Source organism: Bisbaumannia pacifica, assembly GCF_007989625.1.
GTDB classification, from domain to species: domain Bacteria; phylum Pseudomonadota; class Gammaproteobacteria; order Pseudomonadales; family Halomonadaceae; genus Bisbaumannia; species Bisbaumannia pacifica.
On record NZ_BJUK01000027.1, the window covers coordinates 1 to 25,909 of the forward strand.

Genomic DNA, 25,909 nt, shown 5'->3' on the forward strand with positions numbered 1-25,909 from the left:
CCGAGCGCAGCCAGTTTTCAGATATGGCCTAGAGTCGCTCGCCCAGCGCCTGGATAGCGGCCTGGGGCGTCTCGCCCAGCAGGGTGACCCGGGTGGCCTCCAGCTCGGCGGCACGAATGCGTGCCACCGGGCCGCACAGTCCCAGGGGCACCGCCAGTTGCTCCGCCAGGCGGGGCAGCTGGCGGCGCACCAGGTCGGCGCGCTCTGCCTGGCCACTGCACAGCACCAGGGCCACCGCCTTGAGGCGCTCGGCGGCCAGGGGCCACTCGCCGATGGGCAGGGGGCCGTCCAGCAGGTGGACCCGATAGCCGGCATCGCTGGCGGCCAGGGCGGCGAGCAGGTCCCACAGCGGGCCCTTGGCCTCCGGCAGGTGGCTGATCACCAGCCAGGGCCCGTTATTGCCGCGATTGGCATGGTAGAGGCGGGTGCCGACCCGGGTGCGCAGGAAGGACTCCAGGGTGCGGCGCTGCAGGCAGGCGCCCAGCTGCTCCTCCCAGCCTTCCTCCAGGCTCGCAACCACCGGGGTGAGCAGCTCTTCCAGGCAGGTGGCCATGGGATAGAGGGCCAGGGCCTGCTGGTAGAGCCCCTCGAGGCGCTCCAGGTCGAGGCTCTCCACGGCGGCGGCCATCTGCTGACGCTGCTCCGGCCAGTCGCCGGCGCCGGGGGGCGGGGCCTCGACCCGTTCGGGCTGATCGAGCAGCTCGGTGACCTGGCTGACCGGCACGCCGCGATTGAGCCACTGCAGGATACGTTCGATGCGCTCGATATCCTCGCGGGTATAGAGGCGATGCCCCTTGGGGGTGCGCTGCGGGCGAATCAGCCCGTAGCGGCGCTCCCAGGCGCGCAGGGTCACGGCATTGACGCCGGTCAGGCGAGAGACCTCGCGGATCGGGTAGAGCGGGGTGTCGCTGGGGTGGTTGGCCTGTAGTGTCATGACGACCTCGCGCGCTCATGGATAATGGTGGTCAGGGCCTCGACGAAGGCGGGGTGCTCGCCCACCGGTGCCAGTAGCGAGAGCCGCAACTCGGGGTGTCGACGCTCCAGCGCCGCCACCTGGCCCGGGACGTCCTCGCGCAGGTGACGACCGGCGGCGAAGAACAGCGGCAGGATATCGATGCGGGTGATGCCGGCCTCGGCCAGCTCGGCCACGCTGGCCTCCAGGGAGGGCTCGCAGAGCTCCATGTAGGCGAGACGCAGCGGCGTGGTCAGGCGCTGGCCGAGGGTGTCGGCCAGGGCGGCGAAGGGAGCCTGCCAGCGGGGGTCGCGGGAGCCGTGGGCAAGCAGGATCAGGGCGTGGGACATTGGGTGCCTCCAATCGGCGAAGCGGGGGTCAGCTCGGCCAGTGCTCGGCCCAGCAGGTGGCCGGAGCGCCAGGCATCCTCCACCCGGCCCTCCGTCCAACCATCGCCACAGAGTCCCAGGCCATGCCGGGTCAGGCGGAAGCCGGGTCCTTCGGCGGGGCATATCGGGCGGGCATAGCGCCAGCGGTGGGCGCCGAGCAGGCGCGGGGTGTCGGGTCGGGCCGAGGCCGGGAGTATAGCCGCCAGGGCGTCCAGGAGGGCAGTGGCGGCCGCCTCGGGAGAGAGCGCCAGGTGGTCGCGACTCCAGGTCGGCGTGGCATGCAGGGTCAGGCTCTCGCCCTGGCGGTCGCGGCCCGGCTTGGTGTGATTGCGACCGACGAAGGCCAGGGGGCCTCGACCCGGCCGCAAGGCCTGCCAGGCCACCGGCAGCGGGGCGTCGAATAATGCATAGGCGGCCCAGCAGGGCGCCTGCTCTATCTCGCCGCAGGCCCGGGCCAGCTCGGCATCATGGGCCGCCACCAGCGCCTGGGCCTGCGGCGGCGGGGCGCCGATGGCCACCGCAGCGAAGGGCCCGAAGCGCTCGCCGCTATCGCTCTCCAGCCACCAGGCCTGGCCGTCGCGGTGCAGGGCCTGGATGCGGGTCCGGGCGTGGAGCCTCAGGCCCTCGGCCAGGTGACGGCTCAGGGCGCTCATTCGTGGCACCGCACAGTAGCGCGGAATGCCGTCCTCCCGCGGGGCAGCGTCCTGCCCCTCTTGCGCCCACAGCGCCTCGGGCCAGGGGGCCACCAGGCCCGAGTCCTGCCAGCCGCTCAGCACGCGCCGGAAATCGGCGTGGCGGGCGGTGAAGTACTGGGCGCCGATATCGACGATGGCCTCGGGCAGGCGACGGCTGCTCAGGCGGCCGCCGGGGCCTCGGGCCTTGTCGAACAGGGTGGTGTCGAGTCCCCGCTCCTGCAGGGCCCTGGCGCAGGCGAGGCCGGCGAGACCGGCTCCGATAATGGCGATGGAGGGCATGGCGCGTTTCCGGCGACGGTGAATGGGTAGGCAGCGTGGCCATATCGGCTAGACTAACAAAACCGTACAATCATTGTATAACTTGTTTCGGTTCGGGGAGTAGTCGCATGCGTATTCTGGTCACCGGAGGCAGCGGTTTCGTGGGGCGCCCGCTCTGTCGGCGCCTGATCGAGGCGGGACATGAGGTATGGGTGGTCTCGCGGGACCCTCAGGCGGCACGCCGGGTGCTGCCCGAGGAAGTGCGGGTGATCGCCCGGGTGGCCGAGGCCGAGGCGGCACGCCCCGAGGGGATGATCAACCTGGCCGGCGAGTCCATCGCCGGCAAGCGCTGGAGCGAGGCGCAGAAGACGCGGCTGGTCGATTCCCGCCTGACCATCACCCGGGAGCTGGTGGCGCTCTGCCAGCGGCTGGTGGAACAGCAGGCCGCCCCCCGGGTGCTGGTCTCCGGCTCGGCCATGGGCTTCTATGGTGATCAGGGGGATGTCCGGGTCGACGAGCAGACGCCGCCCCATGACGAGTTCGCCCATCGGCTGTGTCGCCAGTGGGAGGACGCGGCCCGGCAGGCGGAGCCCCTGGGGGTGCGGGTGGCGCTGCTGCGTACCGGCCTGGTGCTGGACCGCGACGGCGGCAGCCTGGCCAAGATGCTGCCACCCTTCCGCCTGGGGCTGGGGGGACGTTTCGGCGATGGCCGGCAGTTCATGCCGTGGATTCATCGCCTCGACCTGGTGCGGGCCATCGAGTTCCTGCTGACCCGGGAGGAGCTGAGCGGCCCCTTCAACGGCAGCGCCCCGACCCCGGTGCGCAACGCCACCTTTACCCGCCTCCTGGCGCGCCAGCTCAAGCGCCCGGCGATCTTCCCGGCGCCGGCCTGGGTGCTCAGGCTGGCGCTGGGGGAGATGGCCGACCTGCTGCTGACCGGCGCGGACATGCGCCCGGATCGCCTCGAGGCGGCCGGTTTCACCTTCGAGTACCCGACCCTGGATCGGGCCCTGGCGGAGATTCTCGGCTAGCGCCGAGGGTGCCGGTGCCCATAACCAAAAACGCCGCGTCCCGAGATGGGACGCGGCGTTCTGCCTTCAGGAGGCTAGCGGGTCTCGTTATCGATGGTGACGATCACCCGTACCGCATCCAGGCGCAGTCGGGCGCCCTCGATGGCGGCATCCAGGGCGCTGCGCTCGTCACGCAGGGCCTGGATCTCGTCCTCGCGGACCGCCGGGTTATGGCGGGCCAGGGCGCTGAGACGAGCCAGCTCGCCGTCTAGGCTGTCGCGCATGCGCCGCTGGGCGGCCTCGACGATGGAGGGCAGCTCCCGCTCCGCTTCGGCCTCGCCCTTGTCGAGCAGCTCGCGCAGCTGCTCATGACGGCTCTTGATCAGGTCCCGGGCCACCGCCTTCTTGACCTTCTGCAGGTTCTTGGCCAGGCCGGTGAAGGAGACCTTGTCGCTGAGATTGGCGCCGGACTCGTCGAGCAGCACCCGCACCGCCGTGGCCGGCAGGAAGCGGTTGATATGCAGCTTCTTGGGGGCCGGGCAGTGGGTGCGGAAGACCAGTTCCGCCATCACCCGGCCGGTGGGAATCGCCGGATGCTTGAGCAACGCCAGGGCGGTGTTGCCCATGGCGCCATCCAGGATGCGTCCCATCATCTCGCGCAGCAGCGGGTGCTCCCAGGAGAGGCGCTGGACATCGTCCCGGGCCAGGGCCACGCCCCGATCCAGGGTGGCGGAGAAGCCCTCCTCGCCCTTGACCAGCCCCGGCAGGCCGTCGAGCATCTGCGGCCCGGCGCGCAGGTGGAGGATCTTGCCGCCCAGTTCCTGGCTGTCGACGCCGAAGATATCCAGCGCCTGGTCCAGGTAGCGGGGCAGCGCCTTGTCCGCGTCCAGCTCGCCGATGGCCGCGGCGGTGGCCTCGGCCCGGCCCGGGCGGCAGGCGTTGAGTTCCAGCAGGCGGTTGCGCCCGGCGTCGCGCTCGGCCAGGCGGCTCTCGAACAGTGCCCGGGTCTCCGCGATCACCTCCTCCAGGCTCTCGTCGTCGAGCAGGGCGTCGGCCAGGGCGTCGCCGAAGGCGGCGAAGAGGTCGTTACCGACGCCATGGGGGGCGCCGAAGGCGTCCATCCCCTCCCGGTACCAGCGCAGCAGGCGCTCGCCGGGGCTGCCGGCGAACACCGGCACCTGGATCTCGATGGGGTGGCGCTGGCCGATGCGGTCGAGGCGGCCGATGCGCTGCTCCAGCTGATCCGGATGCTGGGGCAGGTCGAACATCACCAGGTGATGGCAGAACTGGAAGTTGCGCCCCTCGGAGCCGATCTCCGAGCAGACCAGCGCCTGGCAGCCCTCCTCGGCGTCGGCGAAGGCCGCCGCGGCACGGTCACGCTCGACCAGGGAGAGGTCCTCGTGGAACACCGGGGCATGCACCCCGCCCAGCACCCGCAGGCCCTCGGCCAGGCCCTGGGCGGTGGCCTTGTCGTGGGCGATCACCAGCACCTTGTCGTCGCCGTGCTCCACCAGGTATTCGAGTAGCCAGGTGACCCGCGGGTCGAACTGCCACCAGGGCTCGGCATTCAGGGGGTCGTCCGCCAGGGCCTGGTACATGGTGTCCAGGTAGAGCAGCACCTCGGGGTGATCGAGGCCGGTCTCGATCAGCAGCTCGTCCAGGTAGTCCTCGTCGCGATCCAGCTTGCGCAACACCCGGCGGTAGGCGCTGGGAGCCTCCAGGGGCGTGACCGTCAGGCGCCGCTCCGGGAAGCCGCCCACATGACGGCGGCTGTTGCGGAACATCACCCGGCCGGTGCCGTGGCGGTCGAGGAGCTGTTCGCGCAGCTGGGCGCGGGCCCGGGCGCGCTGGTCGGCATCGCTCTCGGGGTGGGTCAGCAGCGTCAGCAGGGCCTGGCTATCGGCATCGTCCACCACGGCGCCGAGGCGATCCCGAGCCGGGGCGTCGAGGGACTCCTGCTCCAGGGCGTCGATCGCCGCGGCCACCGCCACATAACCCTGCTCCTCGGCCTGGAAGCGCTCCAGGCTCTGGTAACGCTCCGGGTCGAGCAGGCGCAGGCGGGCGAAGTGGCTGGCCACGCCCATCTGCTCCGGGGTGGCGGTGAGCAGCAGCACCCCGTCGATGGCGCCGGCCAGGCGCTCCACGCAGGCGTAACCGGGGCCGCTCTGCTCCGGCGACCAGTCCAGGTGGTGGGCCTCGTCGACGATCAGCAGATCCCAGTCGCAGGCCTCGGCCTGGGCCTGGCGGTGCGGGTTGGCGAACAGCCATTGCTGGCTGGCCAGCACCAGCTGGCCGCTGTCGAAGGGGTTGGCGTCGCCGTGGGCCAGGCTCTGGTGCTCGTCGAGCAGGGTCACCTCGAGGGCGAAGCGGCGCAGCAGTTCCACCAGCCACTGGTGGGTCAGGCTGTCCGGGACCAGGATCAGGGCGCGCTCGGCGCGGCCGCTGAGCAGCAGGCGATGCAGGATCAGGCCCGCCTCGATGGTCTTGCCCAGGCCCACCTCGTCGGCCAGCAGCACCCGTGGCGCATGGCGCCCGGCCACCTCCTCGGCGATATACAGCTGGTGGGGGATCAGGTCGATCTTGGGGCCCGCCAGGCCCAGGGCCGGGTGCTGCTCGATGCGGGCGTGATGGTGCAGGGTGCGAAAGCGCAGGTCGAACCAGTCATTGCGATCCACCTGGCCGGTCAGCAAACGGTCCCGGGCCTGATTGAACTGCATGGTGTCGGCCAGGCGCACCTCGGGCAGCTCGCGCAGTTCGCCGTCGTCATCCTCGCCGATATAGACGATCAGGCCGTTCGCTTCCTTGCTGTCGTCGACGGTGAGGAACCAGCCCTCGGCGGCCTGGATGCGGTCGCCGCTACCGAAGGCCACGCGGGTCAGGGGGGCCTGGCGCACGCTGTAGGTTCGGGTTTCCTGGCTGGCGCTGAACAGCACGGTGACGGTGCGGAAATCACAGTTCAGGACGGTGCCCAGGCCCAGCTCGGCTTCGCCGTCGCTGATCCAGCGCTGACCGGGAGAAAATTCGCTCATGATGCCTCGGATGATCAACAGGGTGCTGCCAATGGCTCATCGCCGCCCGGGCTCTCGCGGAAGGGGCGGCGGCAGGGCGCGGTATGGTACCGGAAAGTGGCCCGAGGCTGTAGGCCGAATCGATGCTTGCCGGGCAGCGTAGCCGGCACTCCGGCGGGCCCGGCTCGCCCCTATGGTGCGGGTTTCGGAAGGTCGCCCGAAGCTGTCGGCCGAAGCGTCGGGTGTCGGTCAGGGGAGCCAGCGCTCCGGCGGGCCCGGCTCGCCCCTATGGTGCGGGTTTCGGAAGGTCGCCCGAAGCTGTCGGCCGAAGCGTCGGGTGTCGGTCAGGGGAGCCAGCGCTCCAGCTGGGCCCGGGTCAGCTCGCCGACATGGTGTTGAACGATGCGTCCCTCGGCATCGAAGAGCAGGGTGGTGGGCAGCCCCGGTGACGCCGTTCGCACCATCAACTCCTGGTGGGGGTCGAGCAGGGCGTAGCGGAAGTCGAGCTCCTGGTCGTCCAGGTAGCGCATCACCTGGAGCAGGTCCTCGCCCTGGTTGGCCACCACCACGGTGACCCCCTCCCGGGCATCCGCCTCGGCCAGCAGTGGCATCTCCCGCAGGCAGGGCGGGCACCAGGTGGCCCAGAGGTTGAGCAGCACCGTCTCGCCGGCCAGGGAGCGCAGGTTGACGACCTCGCCGTCGAGGTTCTCCAGGGCCAGGTCGGGCAGTGTCGGCATCGCCAGGGGCTTGGCGCCGGGTTGCCAGGTCACCAGGGCCAGCCACATGGCCGAACTGCCCACGACCAGCAACATGGCGCCGCCCATGCGCACTACTCGGTGGCGCAGCGTCCAGGCGCTCCAGGTCAGCGCCGCCAGCAGGCCCCAGAGGCCGTGATAGCCGGGCTGCCACAGCTTGAGCAGGTCCAGGGGCGCCGCCGCATAGCTCTCCCAGTGCAATAAGCCATGCCCCAGGCGCGCGCCCACCAGCCAGCTCAGCAGCAGGCCATTGAACCAGCGAGCATGCAGGGCGCGAGGCAGGCCGAGCAGGAACCAACTGGCCGCCAGCAGCACCAGGGCCGCGGCGATGGCGTAGAGGCGGGGCAGGGAGAGCAGGACGGGGCCGAGGGCGATGGCATCCATGACGGGGCTCCGGGGCGGGCTCGGCGGCCGGAGTCGGCCGCGCTACAATGATCGTTTCAGCGCTAGCCTACTGACCGCGAGAGGGGCTGTCACTCACCAGCGACGGGAGTTGTGCATGGCCAAGCCGGCCTTCGATACCCTGCGTGCCCTGGCCATTGCCAGCCAGGCCATCGGTTTTATCACCATCATTACCCTCGGCACCCTGATGGACGACGGTGCCCGCTACTGGCAGGGCGTGACCCTGGCGGTGATGGTGGCCTTCGCCCTGGGCATCGCGGTGGCGCGCCTCTATCGCCGCAACAAGTGGCGCAAGCGTCGCGACGCCGCCCATCGCGACGACTGACCCATGCATCGCCTCGCGCCGCTGCTGCTGGCATTGCTGCTGGCGGGGTGCATTCCGCCGGCGGCCACGCGTACCGCCTCCATGGCGCTGCTGCCCCACGAGGTGGCGGCCACTCGCCTGGGGGCATGGAGCCTCGGCGAGGCGGCGGCTCGCCAGGGGCGCAGCGGCTATCGGCTGCTGCCCCGGGGCGATGAGGCCTTCGCCCTGCGCGCCGCCCTGGTCGATCAGGCGCAGCGCAGCCTGGACGTGCAGAGCTATATCGCCGATGACGGCATCACCACTCGGGTACTGATGGGGCGTGCCCTGCGGGCGGCGCAGCGGGGCGTGCGGGTGCGCCTGCTGCTGGATGACCTGGCCAGCCTCGGCAGCGAGGGCTACCTGGCGGCGCTGGATAGCCACCCCGACGTGGAGGTGCGCCTCTTCAATCCACTGCTGCGCGGGCGCGGTAGCCTGCTGACCCGCGGCCTGATGATGGGGCTCGACTTGGATCGTCAGCATCGGCGCATGCACAACAAGCTATGGGTGGTGGATAACGCCGTGGCCATCACCGGCGGGCGCAACCTCGGTGACGAGTACTTCGATGCCGACACGCGGCGCAACTTCGCCGACCTGGACGTGCTGGCCGCGGGGCCCATCGCCGCCGACCTCTCGGCGGGTTTCGACAGTTACTGGCGGCACCCCCTCGCCCAGCCCCTGGCGCGCTTCGCCACGGCGCAGCCGGGGGCCTGGCGGCAATTGCTCGAGGAGCTGGAGGCCTGGCAGGCCACCCAGCGGGAGGGCAACCGCTATTTCCAGGCCCTGAGGCGGCGCTATGCCGAGGCGCCGACCCTGCTCGGGCCCCTGATTTGGGCTCATGGCGAGGCGCTCTGGGACGACCCCGGCAAGGTGCGCCTGACAGGGCGGCCCGCCCTAGACCAGACCCTGGCCGGCGCGCTCGCCGCGCGCCTCGATGCCCCGGACGAGCGACTGCTGCTGATCTCCGCCTATTTCGTGCCGACGCGACAGGGAGTGGCACGCCTCGCCGAGCTGGCCGAGGCCGGGGTGGAAACCACCGTGATCACCAACTCCCTGGCGGCCACGGACATTCCCGCGGTGCATGGCGCCTATGCGCGTTATCGGCCGGCCTTGCTGGCGCGGGGCGTGCGCCTCTTCGAACTGCGTCCCGATGGTGAAGATGCCACCGGCGCGGGCCTGCCGGGTGCCTCCGGCTCCAGCCTGCATATCAAGGCCATGGCCTTCGATGCGGATCGCCTCTTCGTCGGCAGCTTCAATATCGACCCGCGCTCGCTGTGGTGGAATACCGAGGTGGGGGTGTTGATCGACAGCCCCGCGCTCAATGCCCGGCTCTGGGCGCTGGCCGAGGAGGGCATGCACCCGGCGGTGAGCTATCGGGTGCGCCGGGATGCCGCCGGCCGGCTCTCCTGGCATGCCCGGGATGGCGATCGGCATCGGGTTTGGCACCGCGACCCCGCGGGGTTCTGGCGGCGCCTCGGCGCCTGGTTGGGGCGACTGCCCGGGGTGGAGTCGCTGCTCTAGTCGCTTAGCGACCGGCCGCCCCGGGATCGCCCATGCCGGGGGCGCAGCGCCTCGGGTCGATGCTGATGACCCGTAGGCGATGCCCTTCCGGCAGGGAGCAGTGGAGAATCCGCCAGGCGCAGCCCGGCGCATAGCTGCCCTCGCTCTCGAAGAGGCGCGCGCCATGCCGGGTCAACTGGCCGCAGGCGGCGGGAAACTCGTCTTCGCTCACCTCCAGGGTCAGCTCGCGGGGGCTCGCCTCCGGGGTGTCTTCCAGCAACATCAGCACCTGGGTGTGGCCGCGCTCGTCGCTGCCCAGCGCGAAGATGGCGCTACGCGCGGTGCGCAGGATCAGCGGCAAGCGCAGCACCTTGGTGCAGAACTGCTCCATGGGGCCGAGTTCTCTCAGGCGCAGTACCGCGTCTTCCAGGGACAGGCGTTGCATGAGGTTCCCCTCCGATGGATGGCGTTAGCCTCAGTCTGACCCAGCGGCGGGCATTCGGCCCTTGGATTCTGGCCATGGCGACGATTGGCGGGGCTTATCGGGAGGGGGCGGGAGTTGGCGACATACGAAAACGCCCGCTCGAGTGAGCGGGCGTTTTCTGGAATTGTGGTCGGAGTAGCAGGATTCGAACCTACGACCTCTGCCTCCCGAAGGCAGCGCTCTACCAAGCTGAGCTATACTCCGACGCGTTGGGGCTGGCGCCTCAACGGAGACGCATTATACGCATTCGCCGCCGCGATGCAAGCATCGCGGCGCTTGCTCGTTTTCTTCGCCTCAGGTCTTGCGTTCTACCGCCAGGCGCGCCAGCAGCGCCATGCTCTCCCGGTAGGGGCTCGCCGGCAGGGCCTCGAGCTGGGCCAGGGCCAGCTCGACCATCTCCTCGGCCCGGGCGCGGGTGTAGTCCAAAGCGCCGGTGGCCTCGACGATGCTTAGCACCTCGTCGAGGCGCTCCAGGCCGCCCTGGCGGATCGCTTGGCGAATCACCTCGGCCTGCTCGGCGTTGCCCGCCACCATGGCCTGGATCAGCGGCAGGGTGGGCTTGCCCTCGGCCAGGTCGTCGCCGACGTTCTTGCCCATGGTCTCGGCATCGCCTTGGTAGTCGAGTAGGTCGTCGATCAACTGGAAGGCCAGGCCCAGGTAACGGCCATAGTGCTGCAGCGCCGCCGCCTGCTCCGGGGTGGCGTCGGCGATGATGGCGCCGGTGTGGGAGGCGGCCTCGAAGAGCATCGCCGTCTTGCCCTGGATGGTCTCGAAGTAGGCGGCCTCGTCGACGTCCGGGTTGCCCACGTTGGTGAGCTGCAGCACCTCGCCTTCGGCGATGACGCAGGTCGCGCCGGAGAGGATGCGCATCACCTCCATGGAGCCGATCTCCACCATCATCTGGAAGGATCGGGAGTAGAGGAAGTCGCCCACCAGCACCGAGGGGGCATTGCCCCAGGCGTCGTTGGCGGTGGCCTTGCCGCGACGCATATGCGATTCGTCCACCACGTCGTCATGCAGCAGGGTGGAGGTGTGCATGAACTCGATCAGGGTGGCCAGGGTGATGTGTTGATCGCCCTCGTAGCCCAAAGAGCGTGCCGCCAACAACACCAGCAGGGGACGCAGGCGCTTGCCGCCGCTCTCGGTGATGTAGTTGCCGATGGTTTCCACCAGGGGCACGCGGGACGCCAGCTGGGCCTGGATGGTGCGATTGACGGCGGCGAAATCTTCTGCCACCGCCGCATGGATGGGCGATGCGGTTGGCTGCATGAGTGTTGGGCTTGTCGCGATAAGAGGGTGGGGCCGAGGGGGTGACGGTGTGCGATGTGATCCGGCCTTGGGTGGGGCTAATGCTATGGAGGGGGCCGATGGGCGTCAAGCCAGGCATTGCGCGGCCTGCGGCTTGTGTCAAGGCTTGCCTGCCGTTATAATCCGCGACCCGACTCATCACGCTCCCTGTCAGATGGCTGCCGGAAGGGGCGCCACTCGACGCAGGCCGATGAAGAGCACACCCCGATGAGTAATTGGAGAGAAAGCCCATGTATGCAGTGATCAAGAGCGGTGGCAAGCAGTACCGCGTTCAGGAAGGCCAGACCCTGAAGCTCGAGAAGCTGGAAGTGGCCACCGGTGAAACCATCGATTTCGACCAGGTGCTGCTGGTTGCCGATGGCGACGACGTCAAGGTCGGCGCCCCGGTCGTCGACGGTGCCAAGGTCTCCGCCGAGGTCGTCTCTCACGGCCGTGGCGACAAGGTGACCATCATCAAGTTCCGTCGCCGCAAGCACCACATGAAGCGTCAGGGCCACCGTCAGTGGTTCACTGAAGTCAAGATCACCGGGATCTCCGCCTAAGCGGTCCAATCCCCCTAGAGCGAGGTATTTGCAATGGCTCATAAGAAGGCTGCCGGTTCCACGCGGAACGGCCGTGATTCAGAATCCAAGCGCCTTGGTGTCAAGCTGTACGGCGGTCAGGTCGTCAAGCCGGGCAACATCATCGTCCGTCAGCGCGGCACCAAGTTCCACGCCGGTACCGGCGTGGGCGTTGGCAAGGATCACACCCTGTTCGCCCTGGACGAAGGCGTGATCAAGTTCGAGACCAAGGGTCCGAAGAACCGCAAGTTCGTCAGCGTCGTCTCCGCCTGAGACCGCCCGAACCTGTGTTAGGAAGGCCCCGCCCAGGCGGGGCCTTCTTGTACTTATATGATGGCGGCGGGGCGGCAGCGGCCGCCAGGAGAGTGACAGATGCAGTTCGTCGACGAAGCCTCGATCATCGTCGAAGCCGGCAAGGGCGGTAACGGTTGCCTGAGCTTCCGGCGCGAGAAGTACGTGCCCAAGGGTGGCCCCGATGGCGGCGACGGAGGCCACGGCGGCAGCGTCTACCTGATCGGTGACGATGCCCTCAACACCCTGATCGACTTCAAGTACCAGCGCTTCTACAAGGCCCAGAACGGCCAGCCCGGCCAGGGCCGGCAGATGAGCGGCAAGGCCGGCGACGACCTGCATATCAAGGTGCCGGTGGGGACCACGGTGATCGACGAGGAGACCCTCGAGGTGATCGCCGATGTCACCGAGGCCGGTCAGGTGGTGCTGGTGGGCCAGGGCGGTCGCCGTGGGCTGGGCAATATCCACTTCAAGTCCTCCACCAATCGGGCGCCGCGGCAGACCACCAAGGGCACCGAGGGCGAGCGTCGCAACCTGCGCCTGGAGATGAAGGTGATGGCCGACGTGGGCCTGCTGGGCCTGCCCAATGCCGGCAAGTCGACGCTGATTCGCGCCGTCTCCGCCGCCAAGCCCAAGGTCGCCAACTACCCCTTCACCACCCTGGTACCCAACCTGGGGGTGGTGAAGATCGGTCCTCATGAGCACTTCGTGATGGCCGATGTGCCGGGGCTGATCGAGGGCGCCTCCGAGGGGGCCGGCCTGGGGCTGCGTTTCCTCAAGCACCTGACCCGTACCCGGCTGCTGCTGCATGTGGTGGACGTGGCGCCCTTCGACGAGTCCGATCCGGTGGCGGCCGCCGAGGCCATCGTCAACGAGCTGGAGCAGTTCTCCGCGGCGCTCTCCGAGCGGCCCCGCTGGCTGGTGCTCAACAAGTTCGACCTGCTCCCCGAGGAGCAGCGCGAGGCGGTGGCCGAGGAGATCATCTCGCGCTTGGCGTGGGAAGGCCCGGTGTTCCGCATCTCGGCGATCTCCGGCGAGGGCACCGAGGCCCTGGTCCAGGCGGTGCATCGCTGGCTCACCGAGCAGCGCCGGCTGGAGCACGAGGACGAGGAGGCCGCCGAGCGCGAGCGGCAGATGCGTGAGCGCATGGAGGCGGAGTCGGTGGCACGCACCGAGGAGCGCCTGGGTCGCAAGCGCAAGCGCGATACGGATGATGACGACGACTTCGACGATGACGATTATGATGTCGACGTCGAATACGTGCAGTAGGAAAGCCTGAGATGACGGTCAAGGAGCAGGCGCCGGGGCGCGAGGCCCTGGCGGGCGCCCGGCGGGTGGTGGTGAAAATCGGCAGTGCGCTGCTGACCAATGACGGCCGCGGCCTGGACGAGGCGGCCATCGGCGGCTGGGTCGACCAGATCGCCGAGCTGCATCGCCGTGGCATCGAGGTGGTGCTGGTCTCCTCCGGGGCGGTGGCCGCCGGCATGGTACGCCTGGGCTGGCAGGCCCGGCCCTCGGCGGTACATGAGCTGCAGGCCGCCGCCGCGGTGGGGCAGAACGGCCTCACCGAATGCTACGAGGGGCACTTCGGGCGGCATAAGCTGCTGACCGCCCAGATCCTGCTGACCCACGACGACCTCTCCAACCGCAAGCGCTACCTCAACGCCCGCTCGGCGCTGCGCACCCTGGTCGACCTGCGGGTGGTGCCGGTGATCAACGAGAACGACACCGTGGTCACCGACGAGATCCGCTTCGGCGACAACGACACCCTGGGCGCCCTGGTGGCCAACCTGTTGGAGGCCGATGCCCTGGTGATCCTCACCGATCAGGAGGGGCTCTTCGACGCCGACCCCCGGCACGATCCCGAGGCCAAGCTGATCCAGGAGGGGCGCGCCGACGACCCGCGTCTGGCCGGCATGGCCGGCGATGGCGGCGCCCTGGGGCGCGGCGGCATGATCACCAAGGTGCGGGCGGCCCAGTTGGCGGCACGCTCCGGGGCGGTCACCGCCATCGCCAGCGGCCGCCAGCCCGAGGTGCTGACACGGCTGGTGGACGGCGAGCGCCTGGGCACCCTGCTGCGTCCCGAGCAGGCGCCCATGGCGGCCCGCAAGCGCTGGCTGGCGGGGCAGCTGCAGGTGCGCGGTCATCTGACCCTGGATGCCGGGGCGGTGAAGGTGCTGCGCAGTCGCGGCTCGAGCCTGCTGCCGGTGGGGGTCAAGGCGATCTCCGGCACCTTCGTGCGCGGCGATATGGTGGTCTGCGTGGACGAGGCCGGGAAGCGAGTGGCCAAGGGGTTGGTCAACTATGGCGCCGACGAGGCGCGGCAGTTGCTCGGCCAGCCCAGCCATCAGATCGAGGCGATCCTCGGTTATATGGAGGCCCCGGAGTTGATCCATCGCGATAATCTGGTGGTGCTCTGACGGCAACGGCCCGGCTGCTGGGTTATGGCAACCCCGGACTTGACATGCTAGAATGCGCCATCCTCTCAGACACGGCCCGTGGTGGCGATTTCGATCAACGCCGGCCAAACCGGTTGGGATCTCGACAAAGCCCAGCCAGGTCAACTAGTTACCAAGATTTTACCCAGTAGCGGTAAAGATTCTCCAAGGAGATAGTAGTGGCTAACAGCAAGCAAGCCCGCAAGCGCGCCCGTCAGGCAGAGCAGCGTCGCGTCCTGAAGTCCAGCCAGCGCAGCATGGTCCGCACCTACGTCAAGCGGGTGCTCAAGGCCATCGACGGCGGCGACCACGCTCAGGCCATGGACGCCTTCAAGGCGGCCCAGCCGGTCATCGACCGCATCGCCGACAAGGACGTGCTGTCCAAGAAGAAGGCCGCTCGCCTGAAGAGCCGTCTGAACAAGCGAATTAAGGCGCTGGCTGCGTAAGCCGGACGCCCACTAGGACTGATTGCCCGGCCTCCACGGAGGCCTGCTAATGCAAGCAGTGCTTAGGAAAAAACCGGCTTCGGCCGGTTTTTTTATGGCCGTCACTCCACCCCAGCAAGGCGATGCCCGTGGCCAACGACGATCCCCAGACAGTACCTCCCCCCGTGAGCGACGCCGCCCAGCCGCCGGTGCGTGCCGGCCTGCTGCGCTCCGGCCTGGTGGTCAGCGTGATGACCATGGTCTCGCGGGTCATGGGGCTGGCCCGGGACGTGGTGATCGCCGCCCTGTTCGGGGCCGGCCAGGGGGCCGATGCCTTCTTCGTGGCCTTCAAGATCCCCAACTTCATGCGTCGGCTGTTCGCCGAGGGGGCCTTCAATCAGGCCTTTATCCCGGTGCTCTCGGAGTATGCCGCCCAGCGCTCCCGGGCCGAGGTGCGCGAGCTGCTCGACGCGGTGGCCGGCAGTCTGGCGGTGGTGCTGCTGCTGATCACCGCCCTGGCCATGTTCGCCGCCCCCTGGCTGGTGTGGCTGTTCGCCCCCGGCTTCGGCCGTGATCCGGCCAAGCTGGCGCTCACCGCCGAGATGCTGCGGCTTACTTTCCCCTATTTGCTGCTGATCTCGCTGACCGCCTTCGCCGGCAGCGTGCTCAATACCTGGAGCCGCTTCGCGGTGCCGGCCTTTACCCCGGTGCTACTCAACCTCTCGCTGATCGGCGCGGCGGTGCTGCTGACGCCGCTGATGAGCGAGCCGGCCATGGCCCTGGCCTGGGGGGTAATGATCGCCGGCCTCGCCCAGCTGGCCTTCCAGGTGCCCTTCCTGGCGCGCCTGGGGCTGATGCCAAGGCCCTGGCCCAACTTCGCCCACGCCGGGGTGAGGCGCATCCTGGTGTTGATGGCGCCGGCGCTGTTCGGGGTCTCGGTGTCGCAGATCAACCTGCTGCTGGACACCGTACTGGCCTCGCTGCTGGCCCCGGGCAGCGTCTCCTGGCTCTACTATTCGGACCGTTTGGTGGAGCTGCCCCTGGGGGTCTTCGGCATCGCCGTGGGCACGGTGATCCTGCCGGCCCTGTCGCGCCGCCATGCCGAGCAGTCCGGCGAGCACTTCGCCCGGATGCTCGACTGGGCGATGCGCGCGGTGCTGCTGCTGGGGGTGCCGGCGGCCCTGGCCCTGGTGATCCTCGCCGAGCCGCTGTTGATCTCGCTGTTCCACTATGGCGCCATGACCGAGCGGGACATCGCCATGGCGGCCATGAGCCTGCGAGCCTACGCCCTGGGGCTGGTGGCCTTTATGCTGATCAAGGTGCTGGCGCCGGGCTTCTTCGCCCGCCAGGACACCAAGACCCCGGTCAAGGTGGGGATCATCGCCATGGTGGCCAACATGGTCTTCAACCTGATCCTGATCTGGCCGCTGGCCCACGCCGGCCTGGCGCTCGCCACGGCGCTGTCGGCCTTCCTCAATGCCGGCCTGCTGGGTTACCTGCTGTGGCGGCAGCAGGCGCTGGTGCCGCAGCCGGGGTGGGGCCGCTACATGGTGCAACTGCTCGGCGGTTGCGCGGTGATGGGGCTGGGCCTGGCCTGGCTGGCGCCGGAGTGGCAGCAGTGGCTGGGCTGGGGCGTGGGCCAGCGGGTGCTGCACCTGGCCGGCCTGGTGGTGGGCGGCGCGGCGATCTACTTCGCCTGGCTGGCCGCCTGGGGCGTTCGGCTGCGCCATTTCCGGCTGCATGGCTGATCGCTATAATCGTTGACTTTATCCCGTGATGGAGCCTTGGGCGACGCATGGAACTGATTCGAGGACTGCATAATCTGCGCGAGGCGCACCGGGGCTGCGTGGCCACCATCGGTAACTTCGATGGGGTCCATCGCGGCCACCGGGCGATCCTCGACCAGCTCCGCGAGCGGGCCCGTCGACTGGGCCTGCCGGTCACCGTGGTGGTCTTCGAGCCCCAGCCCCGGGAGTTCTTCGCCGGTGACCAGGCCCCGCCGCGGCTCACCCGGCTGCGCGACAAGGTCGACCTGCTGGCCGAGGCCGGCGCCGACCGGGTGCTCTGCCTGCCCTTCAACGACGCCCTGCGCGGCCTCACCGCCCGCCAGTTCGTGGAGCGGGTGCTGATCGAGGGCCTGGGCGTGCGTCACCTGGTGGTGGGGGACGACTTCCGCTTCGGCTGCGACCGCAGCGGTGACTTCGCCCTGCTGCAGCGGATGGGCGCCGAGAAGGGCTTCGGCGTCGAGCACACCCGCACCTTCGTACTGGACGGCGAGCGGGTCTCCAGTACCCGGATACGCACCCTGTTGGCCAGCGGCAACTTCGCCCAGGCGCGGCGCATGCTGGGGCGCCCCTTCCGCCTCAGCGGCCGGGTGGTGCCCGACCAGAAGCTCGGTCGCACCATCGGCGTGCCCACCGCCAACCTGCCGCTGCTGCCGCGGCCGCTGGCGCTGCGCGGCGTCTATGCGGTGATGACCACCCTGGCCGATGGCCGCACCCTGCCCGGGGTGGCCAATGTCGGCTGGCGCCCCACGGTGGGCAGCCGCCGCCCGGTGCTGGAGGTGCATCTCTTCGATTTCGATGGCGACCTCTATGGTCAGCGCCTGACGGTGACCCCCTGTGCGCGCCTGCGCGGCGAGCTGAGTTTCGACGGCCTGGAGGCGCTCAAGCGCCAGATCGCCCGGGACCAGCAGCGCGCCCGCATCTTCTTTGCCGAGTGCCCCCGGGCACCGGAGACCAGCGACACGCTTCCCCTGGCATCGGCGCCCCTGGCGCGCGAGGCTGCCATACCCGACACCTCGGACGGCCCCCGGGCCGCCGGCTGCGACGATGACGGACACCCATGAGCGATTACAAGCACACCCTGAACCTGCCCGAAACCGACTTCCCCATGCGCGGCAACCTGCCCAAGCGCGAGCCCGCCCGGGTGGCCCAGTGGAAGGAGATGGACCTCTACCATCGCCTGCGCGAGGAGCGCCAGGGCCGCGAGCTGTTCGTGCTCCACGACGGCCCTCCCTACGCCAACGGCAGCATTCACCTTGGGCATGCGCTTAACAAGATCCTCAAGGACATCATCGTAAAGTCGAAGAACCTGGCCGGCTTCGACGCCCCCTATGTGCCCGGCTGGGACTGTCACGGCCTGCCCATCGAGCACAAGGTGGAGACCACCCACGGCAAGCACCTCGAGCCCGAGCAGGCCCGTGCGCTGTGCCGCGAGTACGCCGCCGAGCAGATCGAGGACCAGCGAGCGGGCTTCATTCGTCTGGGCGTGATCGGCGACTGGGATAATCCCTACCGCACCATGGACTTCGTCAACGAGGCCGGCGAGATCCGCGCCCTGGCCGAGATGGTCGAGGCGGGCTTCGTCTTCAAGGGCCTCAAGCCGGTCAACTGGTGCTTCGACTGCGGCTCGGCCCTGGCCGAGGCCGAGGTGGAGTACCAGGACAAGAAGTCCGACGCCATCGACGTGGCCTTCCCGGTGGAAGACGCCGACCAGTTGGCCGCGGCCTTCGGCCTCGAGGCGCTGGCCAAGCCCGCCGCCGTGGTGATCTGGACCACCACCCCATGGACCATCCCCGCCAACCAGGCCCTCAATATGCACCCGGAGTTCACCTACGCCCTGGTGGACACCGGCGAACGGCTGCTGGTCCTGGCCGAGGAGCTGGTGGAGTCGTGCCTGGAGCGCTTCGGCCTGGAGGGCGAGGCGATCGCCACCGCCCGTGGTGAAGCCTTCGACGGTATCCGCTTTCGCCATCCCTTCTACGACCGCCTGTCGCCGATCTACCTGGCCGACTACGTGGAGTCCGAGGTGGGCAGTACCGGCATCGTCCACTCGGCCCCGGCCTACGGCGAGGATGACTTCGTCACCTGCCGCGCCCATGGCATGAGCTTCGATGAGATCAAGAACCCGGTGCAGGGCAACGGCGTCTACGCCGACGATCTGCCGTTCTTCGGCGGCCAGATGATCTGGAAGGCCAACCCGCAGATCGTCGCCAAGCTGGAGGAAGTGGGCGCGCTGCTGGCCCACCAGCCGATCACCCACAGCTACATGCACTGCTGGCGCCACAAGACCCCGGTGATCTACCGCGCCACCGCCCAGTGGTTCGTGGGTATGGATCGCCAGGGCAAGGACGGCAAGACCCTGCGCGAGAAGGCCCTGGCCGGCATCGAGTCCACCGCCTTCACCCCGGCCTGGGGTCAGGCGCGGCTGCACGCCATGATCGCCAACCGTCCCGACTGGTGCATCTCCCGCCAGCGCAACTGGGGCGTGCCGATCCCCTTCTTCCTGCACAAGGCCAGTGGCGAGCTACATCCGCGCACCGTCGAGCTGATGGAGGCGGTCGCCAAGCGCGTCGAGGCCGAGGGCATCGATGCCTGGTTCCGCCTCGACCCCGCCGAGCTGCTGGGCGAGGAGGCGAGTGATTACGACAAGGTCACCGACACCCTGGACGTGTGGTTCGACTCCGGCACCACCCATCGTCATGTGCTGCGCGGCTCCCACCCCCATGGCCACGAGTCCGGCCCGCGCGCCGACCTCTACCTTGAGGGGTCCGACCAGCACCGCGGCTGGTTCCACTCCTCGCTGCTGACCGGCGCCGCCATCGATGGTCACGCGCCCTACCGGCAGTTGCTCACCCACGGTTTCACCGTGGACGAGAAGGGCCGCAAGCAGTCCAAGTCGCTGGGCAACGTGGTGGCGCCCCAGGCGGTGATGGACAAGCTGGGTGCCGATATCCTGCGCCTGTGGGTCGCCTCCACCGATTACAGTGGTGAGATGGCGGTCTCCGACGAGATCCTCAAGCGCACCGCCGACGTCTACCGGCGTATCCGCAACACCGCGCGCTTCCTGCTGGCCAACCTCAGCGGCTTCGCGCCGGAGCGCGACGCCGTGCCCTTCGACGAGATGCTGGCCCTCGACCAGTGGGTGGTGGACCGCGCCGCCCAGCTGCAGGCGCGCATCGAGAAGGCCTATGAGGAGTACCGCTTCCTCGAGGTTTACCAGCAGGTGCATGGTTTCTGTGCCCGGGAGCTGGGCGGCTTCTACCTGGACGTGATCAAGGATCGCCAGTACACCACCCAGAGCGACTCCCTGGCGCGGCGCAGCGCCCAGACCGCCCTCTACCACGTCGTCGAGGCCCTGGCCCGCTGGGTGGCGCCGATCCTCAGCTTCACCGCCGAGGAGATCTACGAGAACATCCCCGGCGAGCGTGGCGAGAGCGTGCTGCTGGAGGAGTATTACGGCGGCCTGGCAACCCTCGCCGAGGACGCGCCCCTGGGGCGCGACTTCTGGGAGCAGGTGCTGGAGGTCAAGCAGGCGGTCAACAAGTGCCTGGAAGAAGCGCGTAACGCCAAGACCATCAAGAGTGGCCTGGCCGCCGAGGTCACCCTCTATGTGGATGACGCCCTGCGCGCCACCCTGGAGCGCCTGGGCGACGAGCTGCGCTTCGTGCTGTTGACCAGCGACGTGCATTTGGCGCCGCTGGCCGAAGGTGCCGCCGCCGAGGCCACCGAGCTGGATACCCTCAAGGTGGCCGTGGCCGCCAGCGCGCACGCCAAGTGCGACCGCTGCTGGCACCACCGCGAGGACGTGGGCAGCCACCCCGAGCACCCGGAGCTGTGCGGCCGCTGCATCAGCAACCTGCCGGAGGGCTCCGGTGAAGAGCGCCATTATGCCTAAGACCCCTGGGGCGGAGAGCCGCCCCATGCACAAGCCGCTGCGCTGGCTGTGGCTGGCGCTGGCGGTGATCGTGCTGGACCTGGCCACCAAGTACGCCGCCAGTGCCTGGCTGGCCTACGCCCGGCCGGTGCCGGTGCTGCCCTTCTTCGACCTGACCCTGCTGCACAACACCGGGGCGGCCTTCAGCTTCCTGGCCGGCCATGACGGCTGGCAGCGTTGGTTCTTCGCCACCATCGCGGTGGGGGCCAGCGTCGGCCTGAGCCTGTGGATGCGCCGCCTCAAGGCCCACGAGACCCTGCTGGCGGTCGCCCTGGCGCTGATCATCGGCGGCGCCCTGGGCAACCTCTATGATCGCCTGGTGCACGGCTACGTGGTCGATTTTCTCTCCTTCCACTGGGGACAGCGCTACTACTTCCCGGCCTTCAACCTGGCCGACGTGGCGATCACCCTGGGGGCGGCGGGGATTATCCTCGAGTCGCTGCGCGATGGTTGGCGCCAACGCCGCAACAAGGCCGGATCCTGAATTCCACGGAGCGAAAGATGAGCGAATATCGTATCGACGAGGGCATGGAAGTGACCCTGCACTTCACCCTCAAGCTGGAAGATGGCGCCGTGGTGGACTCCACCAAGGAGAAGGCCCCGGCCACCTTCCAACTGGGCGACGGCAACCTGCCGCCGGGCTTCGAGGCGCCGCTCAAGGGCCTCACCGACGGCGACACCGGTAGCTTCGAGATCGCCCCGGAGCATGCCTTCGGCCAGCACAACCCCCAGAACATCCAGCGCCTCAAGCGCGAGGACTTCGGCGACGAGGCCCTCGAAGTGGGCATGGTGATGTCCTTTTCCGACCCCTCCGGCGGCGAGCTGCCCGGGGTGATCAGCGCCATCGACGGCGAGCAGATCGACGTGGACTTTAATCACCCCCTGGCCGGGCGTGCCCTGACCTTCGAGGTGGAAGTGATCAGCGTCAGGCCGGCCACCACCCACTAAGCAGTCGAGCCGGGCCAATGGCTCCCCCCTGGTAGGAGCCCGCTTCAGCGGGCGATGGATGGGGCAAATCGCCGGCTGAAGCCAGCTCCCACGAGGCAGGTAACCCCTGGGATTGTAGGAGCCTGCTTCAGCAGTGGTCCGACGCATCGGCGATTGGCGCCGGCAGGCGCCTGCTAGAATCGATTTACGGGTACCTTGGAGATCAAGTGCCCCAACGGATGTCCCAGGCATCGAGGTCTACCCAGCATGCAAATCAAACTGGCCAACCCCCGCGGCTTCTGCGCCGGCGTCGACCGGGCCATCGAGATCGTTAATCGCGCCCTCGATGTCTTCGGCCCGCCCATCTATGTGCGCCATGAGGTGGTCCATAACCGCTTCGTGGTGGAGACCCTGCGGGAACGCGGCGCCATCTTCGTCGAGGAGCTTCACGAGGTCCCCGACGACGTCATCGTGATCTTCTCCGCCCACGGCGTCTCCCGGGCCGTGCAGGAGGAGGCCGAGCGGCGTGGCCTCAAGGTCTTCGATGCCACTTGCCCGCTGGTGACCAAGGTGCATATGGAGGTACTGCGCTACGCCAAGCGCGGCCAGGAGTGCATCCTGATCGGCCACGCCGGCCACCCCGAGGTGGAGGGCACCATGGGGCGCTACGACACCACCCATGGCGGCCAGATCTACCTGGTGGAAGACGAAGCGGACGTGGCCAAGCTGGAAGTCGAGGACCCCGGCCAGCTCGCCTTCGTCACCCAGACCACCCTATCCATGGACGACACCGCTCGTGTGATCGACGCCCTGCGCACCAAGTTCCCCGAGATCCAGGGGCCGCGCAAGGACGATATCTGCTACGCCACCCAGAACCGCCAGGACGCCGTGCGCGAGCTCGCCGACGGCTGCGATCTGGTGCTGGTGGTGGGCAGCCCCAATAGCTCCAACTCCAACCGCCTGCGTGAGCTGGCCGAGCGGGTCGGCACCCCCGCCTACCTGCTGGATGACGCCAGCCAGATCCAGGAGAGCTGGCTCGATGGCGTGCGCCAGATCGGCATCACCGCCGGCGCCAGCGCCCCCGAGGTGCTGGTCAAGGGCGTGATCGAGCGGCTGCAGGGCCTGGGCGCCACGGCCCCCGAGGAACTCGCCGGCCGCGAGGAGAACATCACCTTCTCCATGCCCAGGGAGCTACGTGAGCGGGTGATTGCCAGTGAATGACTGCTCACCATAAAGCCCTTGTTAAAGCAGAGCTTATGTACCAAAGGACCGGGCGCAGGCCCGGTTTTTTGTTGGTGCGAGGCGCTGCCCCCGGCTATGCTGATACAGAATGATACATTAGCAATGCTTAGCCGGAGGCACCGCCGTGCGCGCAGGGGAGCAAGCGACCAGAAGGCCTGGGGGCAAGCGCCGCCAGGCCGGTTTCACGTTAATCGAGGTGATGATCGCCGTCGCGGTGGTGGCCATCCTCGCCGCCATCGCCTATCCCAGCTATATCCGCTATGTCACCGAGTCGAGGCGCACCGAGGCCAAGGCGATACTGACGGAGACCGCCGGACGCCTGGAGCGCTGCTATACGGTCAGTAGTGACTATACCGGCTGCGTTACCTTCCCCGTCGACTCGGAAAATGGTTTCTATCGAATTTCCGATCCGGGCGGGGCACTTACCGCCTCGGCCTATACCTTATCGGCGGCACCACAAGGGGCTCAGGCCACTCGGGATACCGAGTGCGGCACCTTTACCCTAACCCAGACCGGAGCCAGGGGGGCAGGCGACAGTGATTGCTGGTAATCGAAAAGGCCATGATGGTTTTACGCTGATAGAGCTGCTGGTCACTATCGCGGTGGTGGCCATTCTCGCCACTGTCGCCGTACCCGGCTTTCAGAGCCTGATGGCGACCAACCGCCAGGCCAGTGACTATAACGAGATATTGGCCGCCCTAAACTACGCCAGAAGCGAAGCCGTCAAGCGCCGTCAGGAAGTGACTTTTCAAATTTCTGATAACTCTGGGGCTTGGTCCACCGAGGTTCGTTATAATGATGCCTCTTCTGATATCGTCCTGTCGGAGAGAGAAGCAAGGGATGATCGGCTTGGGTTCTCAACAAATACTATTTCCTTTAATTCACTGGGGCGTCTGGAGAGTTGCGCTACTCTAACCGATGGTGATTGCGCTATCACTATTGGGAGTAGTTCGTTGGTGGTGAGCCCCGCTGGAAGTGTCGATAAGGGGGCTTGATATGAGGGTCTATAAAGTATACAAGCCCCCCCAGAGTGGCTTTACCCTATTGGAGGCGCTAATCGCCGTTCTAGTGCTTTCCTTTGGCTTGCTTGGTGTGGCTGCCATGCAGCTAAAATCGATGCAAAGCTCTCATTTGTCTTATGGTCGCTCTGTCGCGACTGTAGCCGCGCAGGATGCAGTAGAGCGGCTATGGATTGAGCTGGGAAGCTCACCACCTACATGTCCAGAACCAAGCACGGTAATAGATTCTTGGCATAATGAGTGGGTTCAGAAGCTGCCTTCTCTTATAAAAGCTAATTCAATTGTTAGGCTTGCGGGATGTGATTATAGGGTGACTTTGGACTGGGGGGATTCAAGGTTTAGTGGTGAAGATGTTTCTGAGTTGATTTATGAGACAAGTTTGTATGGAGAATCTCCATGAGTTCTTGTGGCCATAATCCAGCATATCTTCAGAAGGGCTTTACTCTAGTAGAGCTAATGGTCGCCTTGCTAATCGGGTTGATTGTTACTTTTGGCGCAACTCAGGTGTTTGTCTCTGGTAAACAGGCGTTCAACCAGGCGGAGTCTCTTCATGATAGACAAGAATCATTTCGTTACCTGGTCGACTCGATGTCATATGATATAAGAAATTCTACTTCGTTTGGTATAGAGGCTAATAGCTCAAGGCTTAAGATTGACTATGTTGGAAGGCCGGTAAACTCAGTTTGTCCAGGAAATCTTGCTTTTTCTGTTTATTATTATGAGGAAAATGGAAGTGCCTATGTGGATTCAGACTGTTCAGATCCTGAGCCGATTTCTTCAGGGGTTTCTGATCTTAGCTTCACATATATTCTTGGTTTATATGGCGTGGTCTCGGAGATAACATTAAGTGATCCTGCTGGAAGATTGCCTAATGAGGTGTTTGAGGTCAGGGTTGCTAATAGGGGTAGAGTGATTGATGCGGTAGAAGGTTTATAGGGGGCGCTATGAGTACCTTAAGATTTGTTGCTTTCAAGCAGAAAGGGGTTGCTTTAGTAGTAAGTTTAGTAATCCTTGTTGTTGCCCTTTTGCTGGGGCTTTCCAGTTTTGCATCCTCATGGATGGAAGAGCGGATGGCTGGTAATCATCGCTTTTCATCTAGTGCTTTGCAAACTGCGGAGTCCGGTGTATTAGACTTGGTGGGTGTGTTGAATTCAACTTATTCACCGTCATCTCCACCGGACTGCTCTTCTGGTGATTCTGTGCTTTATGGTCCCCAGAATAGTGCTTACTCATCTAGTGGTGGTCTTACTAGGGAGTATGTTACTGAGATAAGGTGCGAATCTGGAGAGCTGATTGGCTATAGTATGGGGGAGGTGGTTTCAGGTGGGGAGGTGATGGCATCAAGGGCCTTGAGGCTGGACCTTCTGCCTCCGAGTGAGGTGATTAACGAGATTTTTATCGATGGTTTGAAAGCGGAGCAAAATATTGAGATTAACGGCAACTCAACGATTGTTGGGAATGTTCACTCTAATTCTGATGTAGATATAAAGCAACTAACGGATGGTACGATAGGTTTCATTACTGCATCCGGGCAAGTCACAACAAATGACAATGATGTCGTGTATTCAGATGATCCTAGTGCCTGTGATTCTGTCGTGTGCGCTTCATCAGGGGTTGGAACGGTGGATATCCCGTCAGCTCTAGATGAGATAGCTAGGATATATGATTCTGTTAATGGAACTGCTTTGCTTGTTGATGTTACTAATGCGGATGGAACTTGTGATGACCTCAGCTTAAGTGGTGGTCAGGATGGTAAGGTTTATTACTGTAATGGAGATCTCAGTCTTTCAGGTAGCTTTAATGATGTGACAATATTGGCGACCGGGAGTTTGACACATGGTGGGGCCTCTACACTTGGTAATGATGGTGAGGTTGATACTTTTGTGGTTTCTGGTGGCGATATGATATTCAATGGCAGGGACGGTGGTGGCGGACAGGATGAGCCAAGCTATGCTGTGTATTTCTCAGGTGGTAACTTTACTCAAAATGGTACTTCAGTGATATATGGGGCAATCGTTTCTGGTGGTGAGATAACAAGGAATGGTGGTATAGAGTTTGTTGCAATGAATGATATGGATAATGACTTTCTTCCAAAGGTTGCCGTGTTGTCAAAAATTCTCGCATGGATAGAGCTTGAGTCTGCAACTTATTGAATTTGTGTCTTTGAATAGATTGCCCCTGCCATTTG

26 protein-coding genes and 1 tRNA gene are annotated in these 25,909 nt (G+C 66.4%); 19 read left to right on the top strand and 8 right to left on the bottom strand.

Annotation, left to right across the window (positions count from 1 at the left end):
* Positions 1-28: 28 nt before the first annotated feature.
* The 3 genes from HPA02_RS11845 to HPA02_RS11855 are packed head-to-tail and all read right to left on the bottom strand — an operon-like array spanning position 29 to position 2,315.
* Positions 29-934, bottom strand: a complete 906-nt coding sequence (locus HPA02_RS11845; RefSeq protein ID WP_146803410.1) for a MerR family transcriptional regulator — start codon at positions 932-934, stop codon at positions 29-31.
* The gene (locus tag HPA02_RS11850) at positions 931-1,302 is read right to left on the bottom strand and encodes a sirohydrochlorin chelatase (protein ID WP_146803411.1); all 372 of its coding nucleotides are present in this window, start codon (positions 1,300-1,302) and stop codon (positions 931-933) included. The genes HPA02_RS11845 and HPA02_RS11850 overlap by 4 nt, the downstream gene beginning before the upstream one ends.
* Positions 1,287-2,315 (bottom strand): NAD(P)/FAD-dependent oxidoreductase, encoded by a 1,029-nt coding sequence (locus HPA02_RS11855; protein ID WP_146803412.1) that lies wholly within the window; start codon positions 2,313-2,315, stop codon positions 1,287-1,289. Before HPA02_RS11855 ends, HPA02_RS11850 begins: the two co-directional genes overlap by 16 nt.
* A gap of 107 nt (positions 2,316-2,422) precedes the next feature.
* On the opposite strand from HPA02_RS11855, the gene HPA02_RS11860 reads away from it, so the two are divergent.
* A complete protein-coding gene (locus HPA02_RS11860) occupies positions 2,423-3,325 on the top strand; it encodes a TIGR01777 family oxidoreductase (RefSeq protein ID WP_146803413.1) in 903 nt (300 codons plus the stop codon).
* 74 nt (positions 3,326-3,399) lie between these two features.
* Here the strand turns inward: HPA02_RS11860 and rapA are convergent, their stop codons facing one another.
* Positions 3,400-6,333, bottom strand: a complete 2,934-nt coding sequence (rapA, locus tag HPA02_RS11865) for an RNA polymerase-associated protein RapA (protein WP_146803414.1) — start codon at positions 6,331-6,333, stop codon at positions 3,400-3,402.
* A 323-nt stretch (positions 6,334-6,656) separates the two neighbouring features.
* Positions 6,657-7,451: a TlpA family protein disulfide reductase gene (locus HPA02_RS11870; RefSeq protein WP_146803415.1), complete on the bottom strand. Its 795-nt coding sequence runs from the start codon at positions 7,449-7,451 to the stop codon at positions 6,657-6,659.
* Between the two features lie 115 nt (positions 7,452-7,566).
* Here HPA02_RS11870 and HPA02_RS11875 point away from each other — a divergent pair, with 115 nt between their 5' ends.
* Together HPA02_RS11875 and HPA02_RS11880 are read left to right on the top strand one after the other, a co-directional pair.
* Entirely contained in the window at positions 7,567-7,794 is a 228-nt protein-coding gene (locus HPA02_RS11875; RefSeq protein WP_146803416.1) for a hypothetical protein, read from the top strand.
* 3 nt (positions 7,795-7,797) lie between these two features.
* Positions 7,798-9,330: a phospholipase D family protein gene (locus tag HPA02_RS11880; RefSeq protein ID WP_146803417.1), complete on the top strand. Its 1,533-nt coding sequence runs from the start codon at positions 7,798-7,800 to the stop codon at positions 9,328-9,330.
* A gap of 4 nt (positions 9,331-9,334) precedes the next feature.
* On the opposite strand, the gene HPA02_RS11885 is transcribed toward HPA02_RS11880, so the two are convergent.
* The 3 genes from HPA02_RS11885 to ispB all read right to left on the bottom strand — a co-directional run bounded on the left by HPA02_RS11885 (position 9,335) and on the right by ispB (position 11,062).
* The gene (locus HPA02_RS11885) at positions 9,335-9,754 is read right to left on the bottom strand and encodes a hypothetical protein (RefSeq protein WP_146803418.1); all 420 of its coding nucleotides are present in this window, start codon (positions 9,752-9,754) and stop codon (positions 9,335-9,337) included.
* 166 nt (positions 9,755-9,920) lie between these two features.
* Positions 9,921-9,997 (bottom strand) — tRNA-Pro (locus HPA02_RS11890).
* A gap of 90 nt (positions 9,998-10,087) precedes the next feature.
* Positions 10,088-11,062 (bottom strand): octaprenyl diphosphate synthase, encoded by a 975-nt coding sequence (gene ispB, locus HPA02_RS11895; protein ID WP_146803419.1) that lies wholly within the window; start codon positions 11,060-11,062, stop codon positions 10,088-10,090.
* A gap of 269 nt (positions 11,063-11,331) precedes the next feature.
* Here ispB and rplU point away from each other — a divergent pair, with 269 nt between their 5' ends.
* The 16 genes from rplU (at position 11,332) to HPA02_RS11975 (ending at position 25,874) form a co-directional block, all read left to right on the top strand.
* Positions 11,332-11,643, top strand: a complete 312-nt coding sequence (gene rplU / locus HPA02_RS11900; protein ID WP_146803420.1) for a 50S ribosomal protein L21 — start codon at positions 11,332-11,334, stop codon at positions 11,641-11,643.
* Positions 11,644-11,676: 33 nt separating this feature from the next.
* The gene (gene rpmA, locus HPA02_RS11905; protein WP_146803421.1) at positions 11,677-11,934 is read left to right on the top strand and encodes a 50S ribosomal protein L27; all 258 of its coding nucleotides are present in this window, start codon (positions 11,677-11,679) and stop codon (positions 11,932-11,934) included.
* A 99-nt stretch (positions 11,935-12,033) separates the two neighbouring features.
* Complete coding sequence (gene cgtA / locus HPA02_RS11910; protein ID WP_146803422.1) at positions 12,034-13,221, top strand: Obg family GTPase CgtA; 1,188 nt, start codon at positions 12,034-12,036, stop codon at positions 13,219-13,221.
* Positions 13,222-13,232: 11 nt separating this feature from the next.
* On the top strand, positions 13,233-14,372 hold the full coding sequence (gene proB, locus HPA02_RS11915) for a glutamate 5-kinase (RefSeq protein ID WP_146803423.1): 1,140 nt from the start codon (positions 13,233-13,235) through the stop codon (positions 14,370-14,372).
* Between the two features lie 197 nt (positions 14,373-14,569).
* On the top strand, positions 14,570-14,836 hold the full coding sequence (gene rpsT / locus HPA02_RS11920) for a 30S ribosomal protein S20 (RefSeq protein ID WP_146803424.1): 267 nt from the start codon (positions 14,570-14,572) through the stop codon (positions 14,834-14,836).
* Positions 14,837-15,000: 164 nt separating this feature from the next.
* Positions 15,001-16,563 (top strand): murein biosynthesis integral membrane protein MurJ, encoded by a 1,563-nt coding sequence (gene murJ / locus HPA02_RS11925; protein ID WP_276508215.1) that lies wholly within the window; start codon positions 15,001-15,003, stop codon positions 16,561-16,563.
* Between the two features lie 47 nt (positions 16,564-16,610).
* Positions 16,611-17,663: a bifunctional riboflavin kinase/FAD synthetase gene (gene ribF / locus HPA02_RS11930; protein WP_146803426.1), complete on the top strand. Its 1,053-nt coding sequence runs from the start codon at positions 16,611-16,613 to the stop codon at positions 17,661-17,663.
* A complete protein-coding gene (gene ileS, locus HPA02_RS11935; protein ID WP_146803427.1) occupies positions 17,660-20,494 on the top strand; it encodes an isoleucine--tRNA ligase in 2,835 nt (944 codons plus the stop codon). The genes ribF and ileS overlap by 4 nt, the downstream gene beginning before the upstream one ends.
* Entirely contained in the window at positions 20,487-21,017 is a 531-nt protein-coding gene (gene lspA / locus HPA02_RS11940; RefSeq protein WP_244945919.1) for a signal peptidase II, read from the top strand. Before ileS ends, lspA begins: the two co-directional genes overlap by 8 nt.
* Before the next feature lie 17 nt (positions 21,018-21,034).
* Positions 21,035-21,481 carry an FKBP-type peptidyl-prolyl cis-trans isomerase gene (gene fkpB, locus HPA02_RS11945; RefSeq protein ID WP_146803428.1) on the top strand — a complete coding sequence of 149 codons (447 nt, stop codon included), beginning with the start codon at positions 21,035-21,037 and terminating at the stop codon, positions 21,479-21,481.
* A gap of 246 nt (positions 21,482-21,727) precedes the next feature.
* A complete protein-coding gene (ispH, locus tag HPA02_RS11950) occupies positions 21,728-22,681 on the top strand; it encodes a 4-hydroxy-3-methylbut-2-enyl diphosphate reductase (RefSeq protein WP_146803429.1) in 954 nt (317 codons plus the stop codon).
* A 145-nt stretch (positions 22,682-22,826) separates the two neighbouring features.
* Positions 22,827-23,252: a type IV pilin protein gene (locus HPA02_RS18560; RefSeq protein WP_276508214.1), complete on the top strand. Its 426-nt coding sequence runs from the start codon at positions 22,827-22,829 to the stop codon at positions 23,250-23,252.
* The gene (locus HPA02_RS11960; protein ID WP_146803430.1) at positions 23,239-23,697 is read left to right on the top strand and encodes a GspH/FimT family pseudopilin; all 459 of its coding nucleotides are present in this window, start codon (positions 23,239-23,241) and stop codon (positions 23,695-23,697) included. The genes HPA02_RS18560 and HPA02_RS11960 overlap by 14 nt, the downstream gene beginning before the upstream one ends.
* 1 nt (position 23,698) lies before the next feature.
* Positions 23,699-24,121 carry a type IV pilus modification protein PilV gene (pilV, locus tag HPA02_RS11965; RefSeq protein ID WP_146803431.1) on the top strand — a complete coding sequence of 141 codons (423 nt, stop codon included), beginning with the start codon at positions 23,699-23,701 and terminating at the stop codon, positions 24,119-24,121.
* A complete protein-coding gene (locus HPA02_RS11970) occupies positions 24,118-24,657 on the top strand; it encodes a PilW family protein (RefSeq protein ID WP_146803432.1) in 540 nt (179 codons plus the stop codon). The genes pilV and HPA02_RS11970 overlap by 4 nt, the downstream gene beginning before the upstream one ends.
* Positions 24,658-24,665: 8 nt before the next feature.
* A complete protein-coding gene (locus HPA02_RS11975) occupies positions 24,666-25,874 on the top strand; it encodes a PilX N-terminal domain-containing pilus assembly protein (RefSeq protein ID WP_146803433.1) in 1,209 nt (402 codons plus the stop codon).
* Positions 25,875-25,909: the final 35 nt, after the last annotated feature.

Bases quoted from the DNA above. Each gene is read 5' to 3' on its own strand.
- rpmA (WP_146803421.1), top strand. From the start codon at position 11,677: ATGGCTCATAAGAAGGCTGCCGGTTCCACGCGGAACGGCCGTGATTCA.
- HPA02_RS11855 (WP_146803412.1), bottom strand. From the start codon at position 2,315: ATGCCCTCCATCGCCATTATCGGAGCCGGTCTCGCCGGCCTCGCCTGC.
- rapA (WP_146803414.1), bottom strand. From the start codon at position 6,333: ATGAGCGAATTTTCTCCCGGTCAGCGCTGGATCAGCGACGGCGAAGCC.
- ribF (WP_146803426.1), top strand. From the start codon at position 16,611: ATGGAACTGATTCGAGGACTGCATAATCTGCGCGAGGCGCACCGGGGC.
- HPA02_RS11970 (WP_146803432.1), top strand. From the start codon at position 24,118: ATGAGTTCTTGTGGCCATAATCCAGCATATCTTCAGAAGGGCTTTACT.
- HPA02_RS11885 (WP_146803418.1), bottom strand. From the start codon at position 9,754: ATGCAACGCCTGTCCCTGGAAGACGCGGTACTGCGCCTGAGAGAACTC.
- rplU (WP_146803420.1), top strand. From the start codon at position 11,332: ATGTATGCAGTGATCAAGAGCGGTGGCAAGCAGTACCGCGTTCAGGAA.
- HPA02_RS11875 (WP_146803416.1), top strand. From the start codon at position 7,567: ATGGCCAAGCCGGCCTTCGATACCCTGCGTGCCCTGGCCATTGCCAGC.
- ileS (WP_146803427.1), top strand. From the start codon at position 17,660: ATGAGCGATTACAAGCACACCCTGAACCTGCCCGAAACCGACTTCCCC.
- HPA02_RS11860 (WP_146803413.1), top strand. From the start codon at position 2,423: ATGCGTATTCTGGTCACCGGAGGCAGCGGTTTCGTGGGGCGCCCGCTC.
- proB (WP_146803423.1), top strand. From the start codon at position 13,233: ATGACGGTCAAGGAGCAGGCGCCGGGGCGCGAGGCCCTGGCGGGCGCC.
- lspA (WP_244945919.1), top strand. From the start codon at position 20,487: ATGCCTAAGACCCCTGGGGCGGAGAGCCGCCCCATGCACAAGCCGCTG.
- HPA02_RS11880 (WP_146803417.1), top strand. From the start codon at position 7,798: ATGCATCGCCTCGCGCCGCTGCTGCTGGCATTGCTGCTGGCGGGGTGC.
- HPA02_RS11870 (WP_146803415.1), bottom strand. From the start codon at position 7,451: ATGGATGCCATCGCCCTCGGCCCCGTCCTGCTCTCCCTGCCCCGCCTC.
- pilV (WP_146803431.1), top strand. From the start codon at position 23,699: ATGAGGGTCTATAAAGTATACAAGCCCCCCCAGAGTGGCTTTACCCTA.
- HPA02_RS11845 (WP_146803410.1), bottom strand. From the start codon at position 934: ATGACACTACAGGCCAACCACCCCAGCGACACCCCGCTCTACCCGATC.
- HPA02_RS11975 (WP_146803433.1), top strand. From the start codon at position 24,666: ATGAGTACCTTAAGATTTGTTGCTTTCAAGCAGAAAGGGGTTGCTTTA.
- HPA02_RS11850 (WP_146803411.1), bottom strand. From the start codon at position 1,302: ATGTCCCACGCCCTGATCCTGCTTGCCCACGGCTCCCGCGACCCCCGC.
- ispB (WP_146803419.1), bottom strand. From the start codon at position 11,062: ATGCAGCCAACCGCATCGCCCATCCATGCGGCGGTGGCAGAAGATTTC.
- cgtA (WP_146803422.1), top strand. From the start codon at position 12,034: ATGCAGTTCGTCGACGAAGCCTCGATCATCGTCGAAGCCGGCAAGGGC.
- fkpB (WP_146803428.1), top strand. From the start codon at position 21,035: ATGAGCGAATATCGTATCGACGAGGGCATGGAAGTGACCCTGCACTTC.
- ispH (WP_146803429.1), top strand. From the start codon at position 21,728: ATGCAAATCAAACTGGCCAACCCCCGCGGCTTCTGCGCCGGCGTCGAC.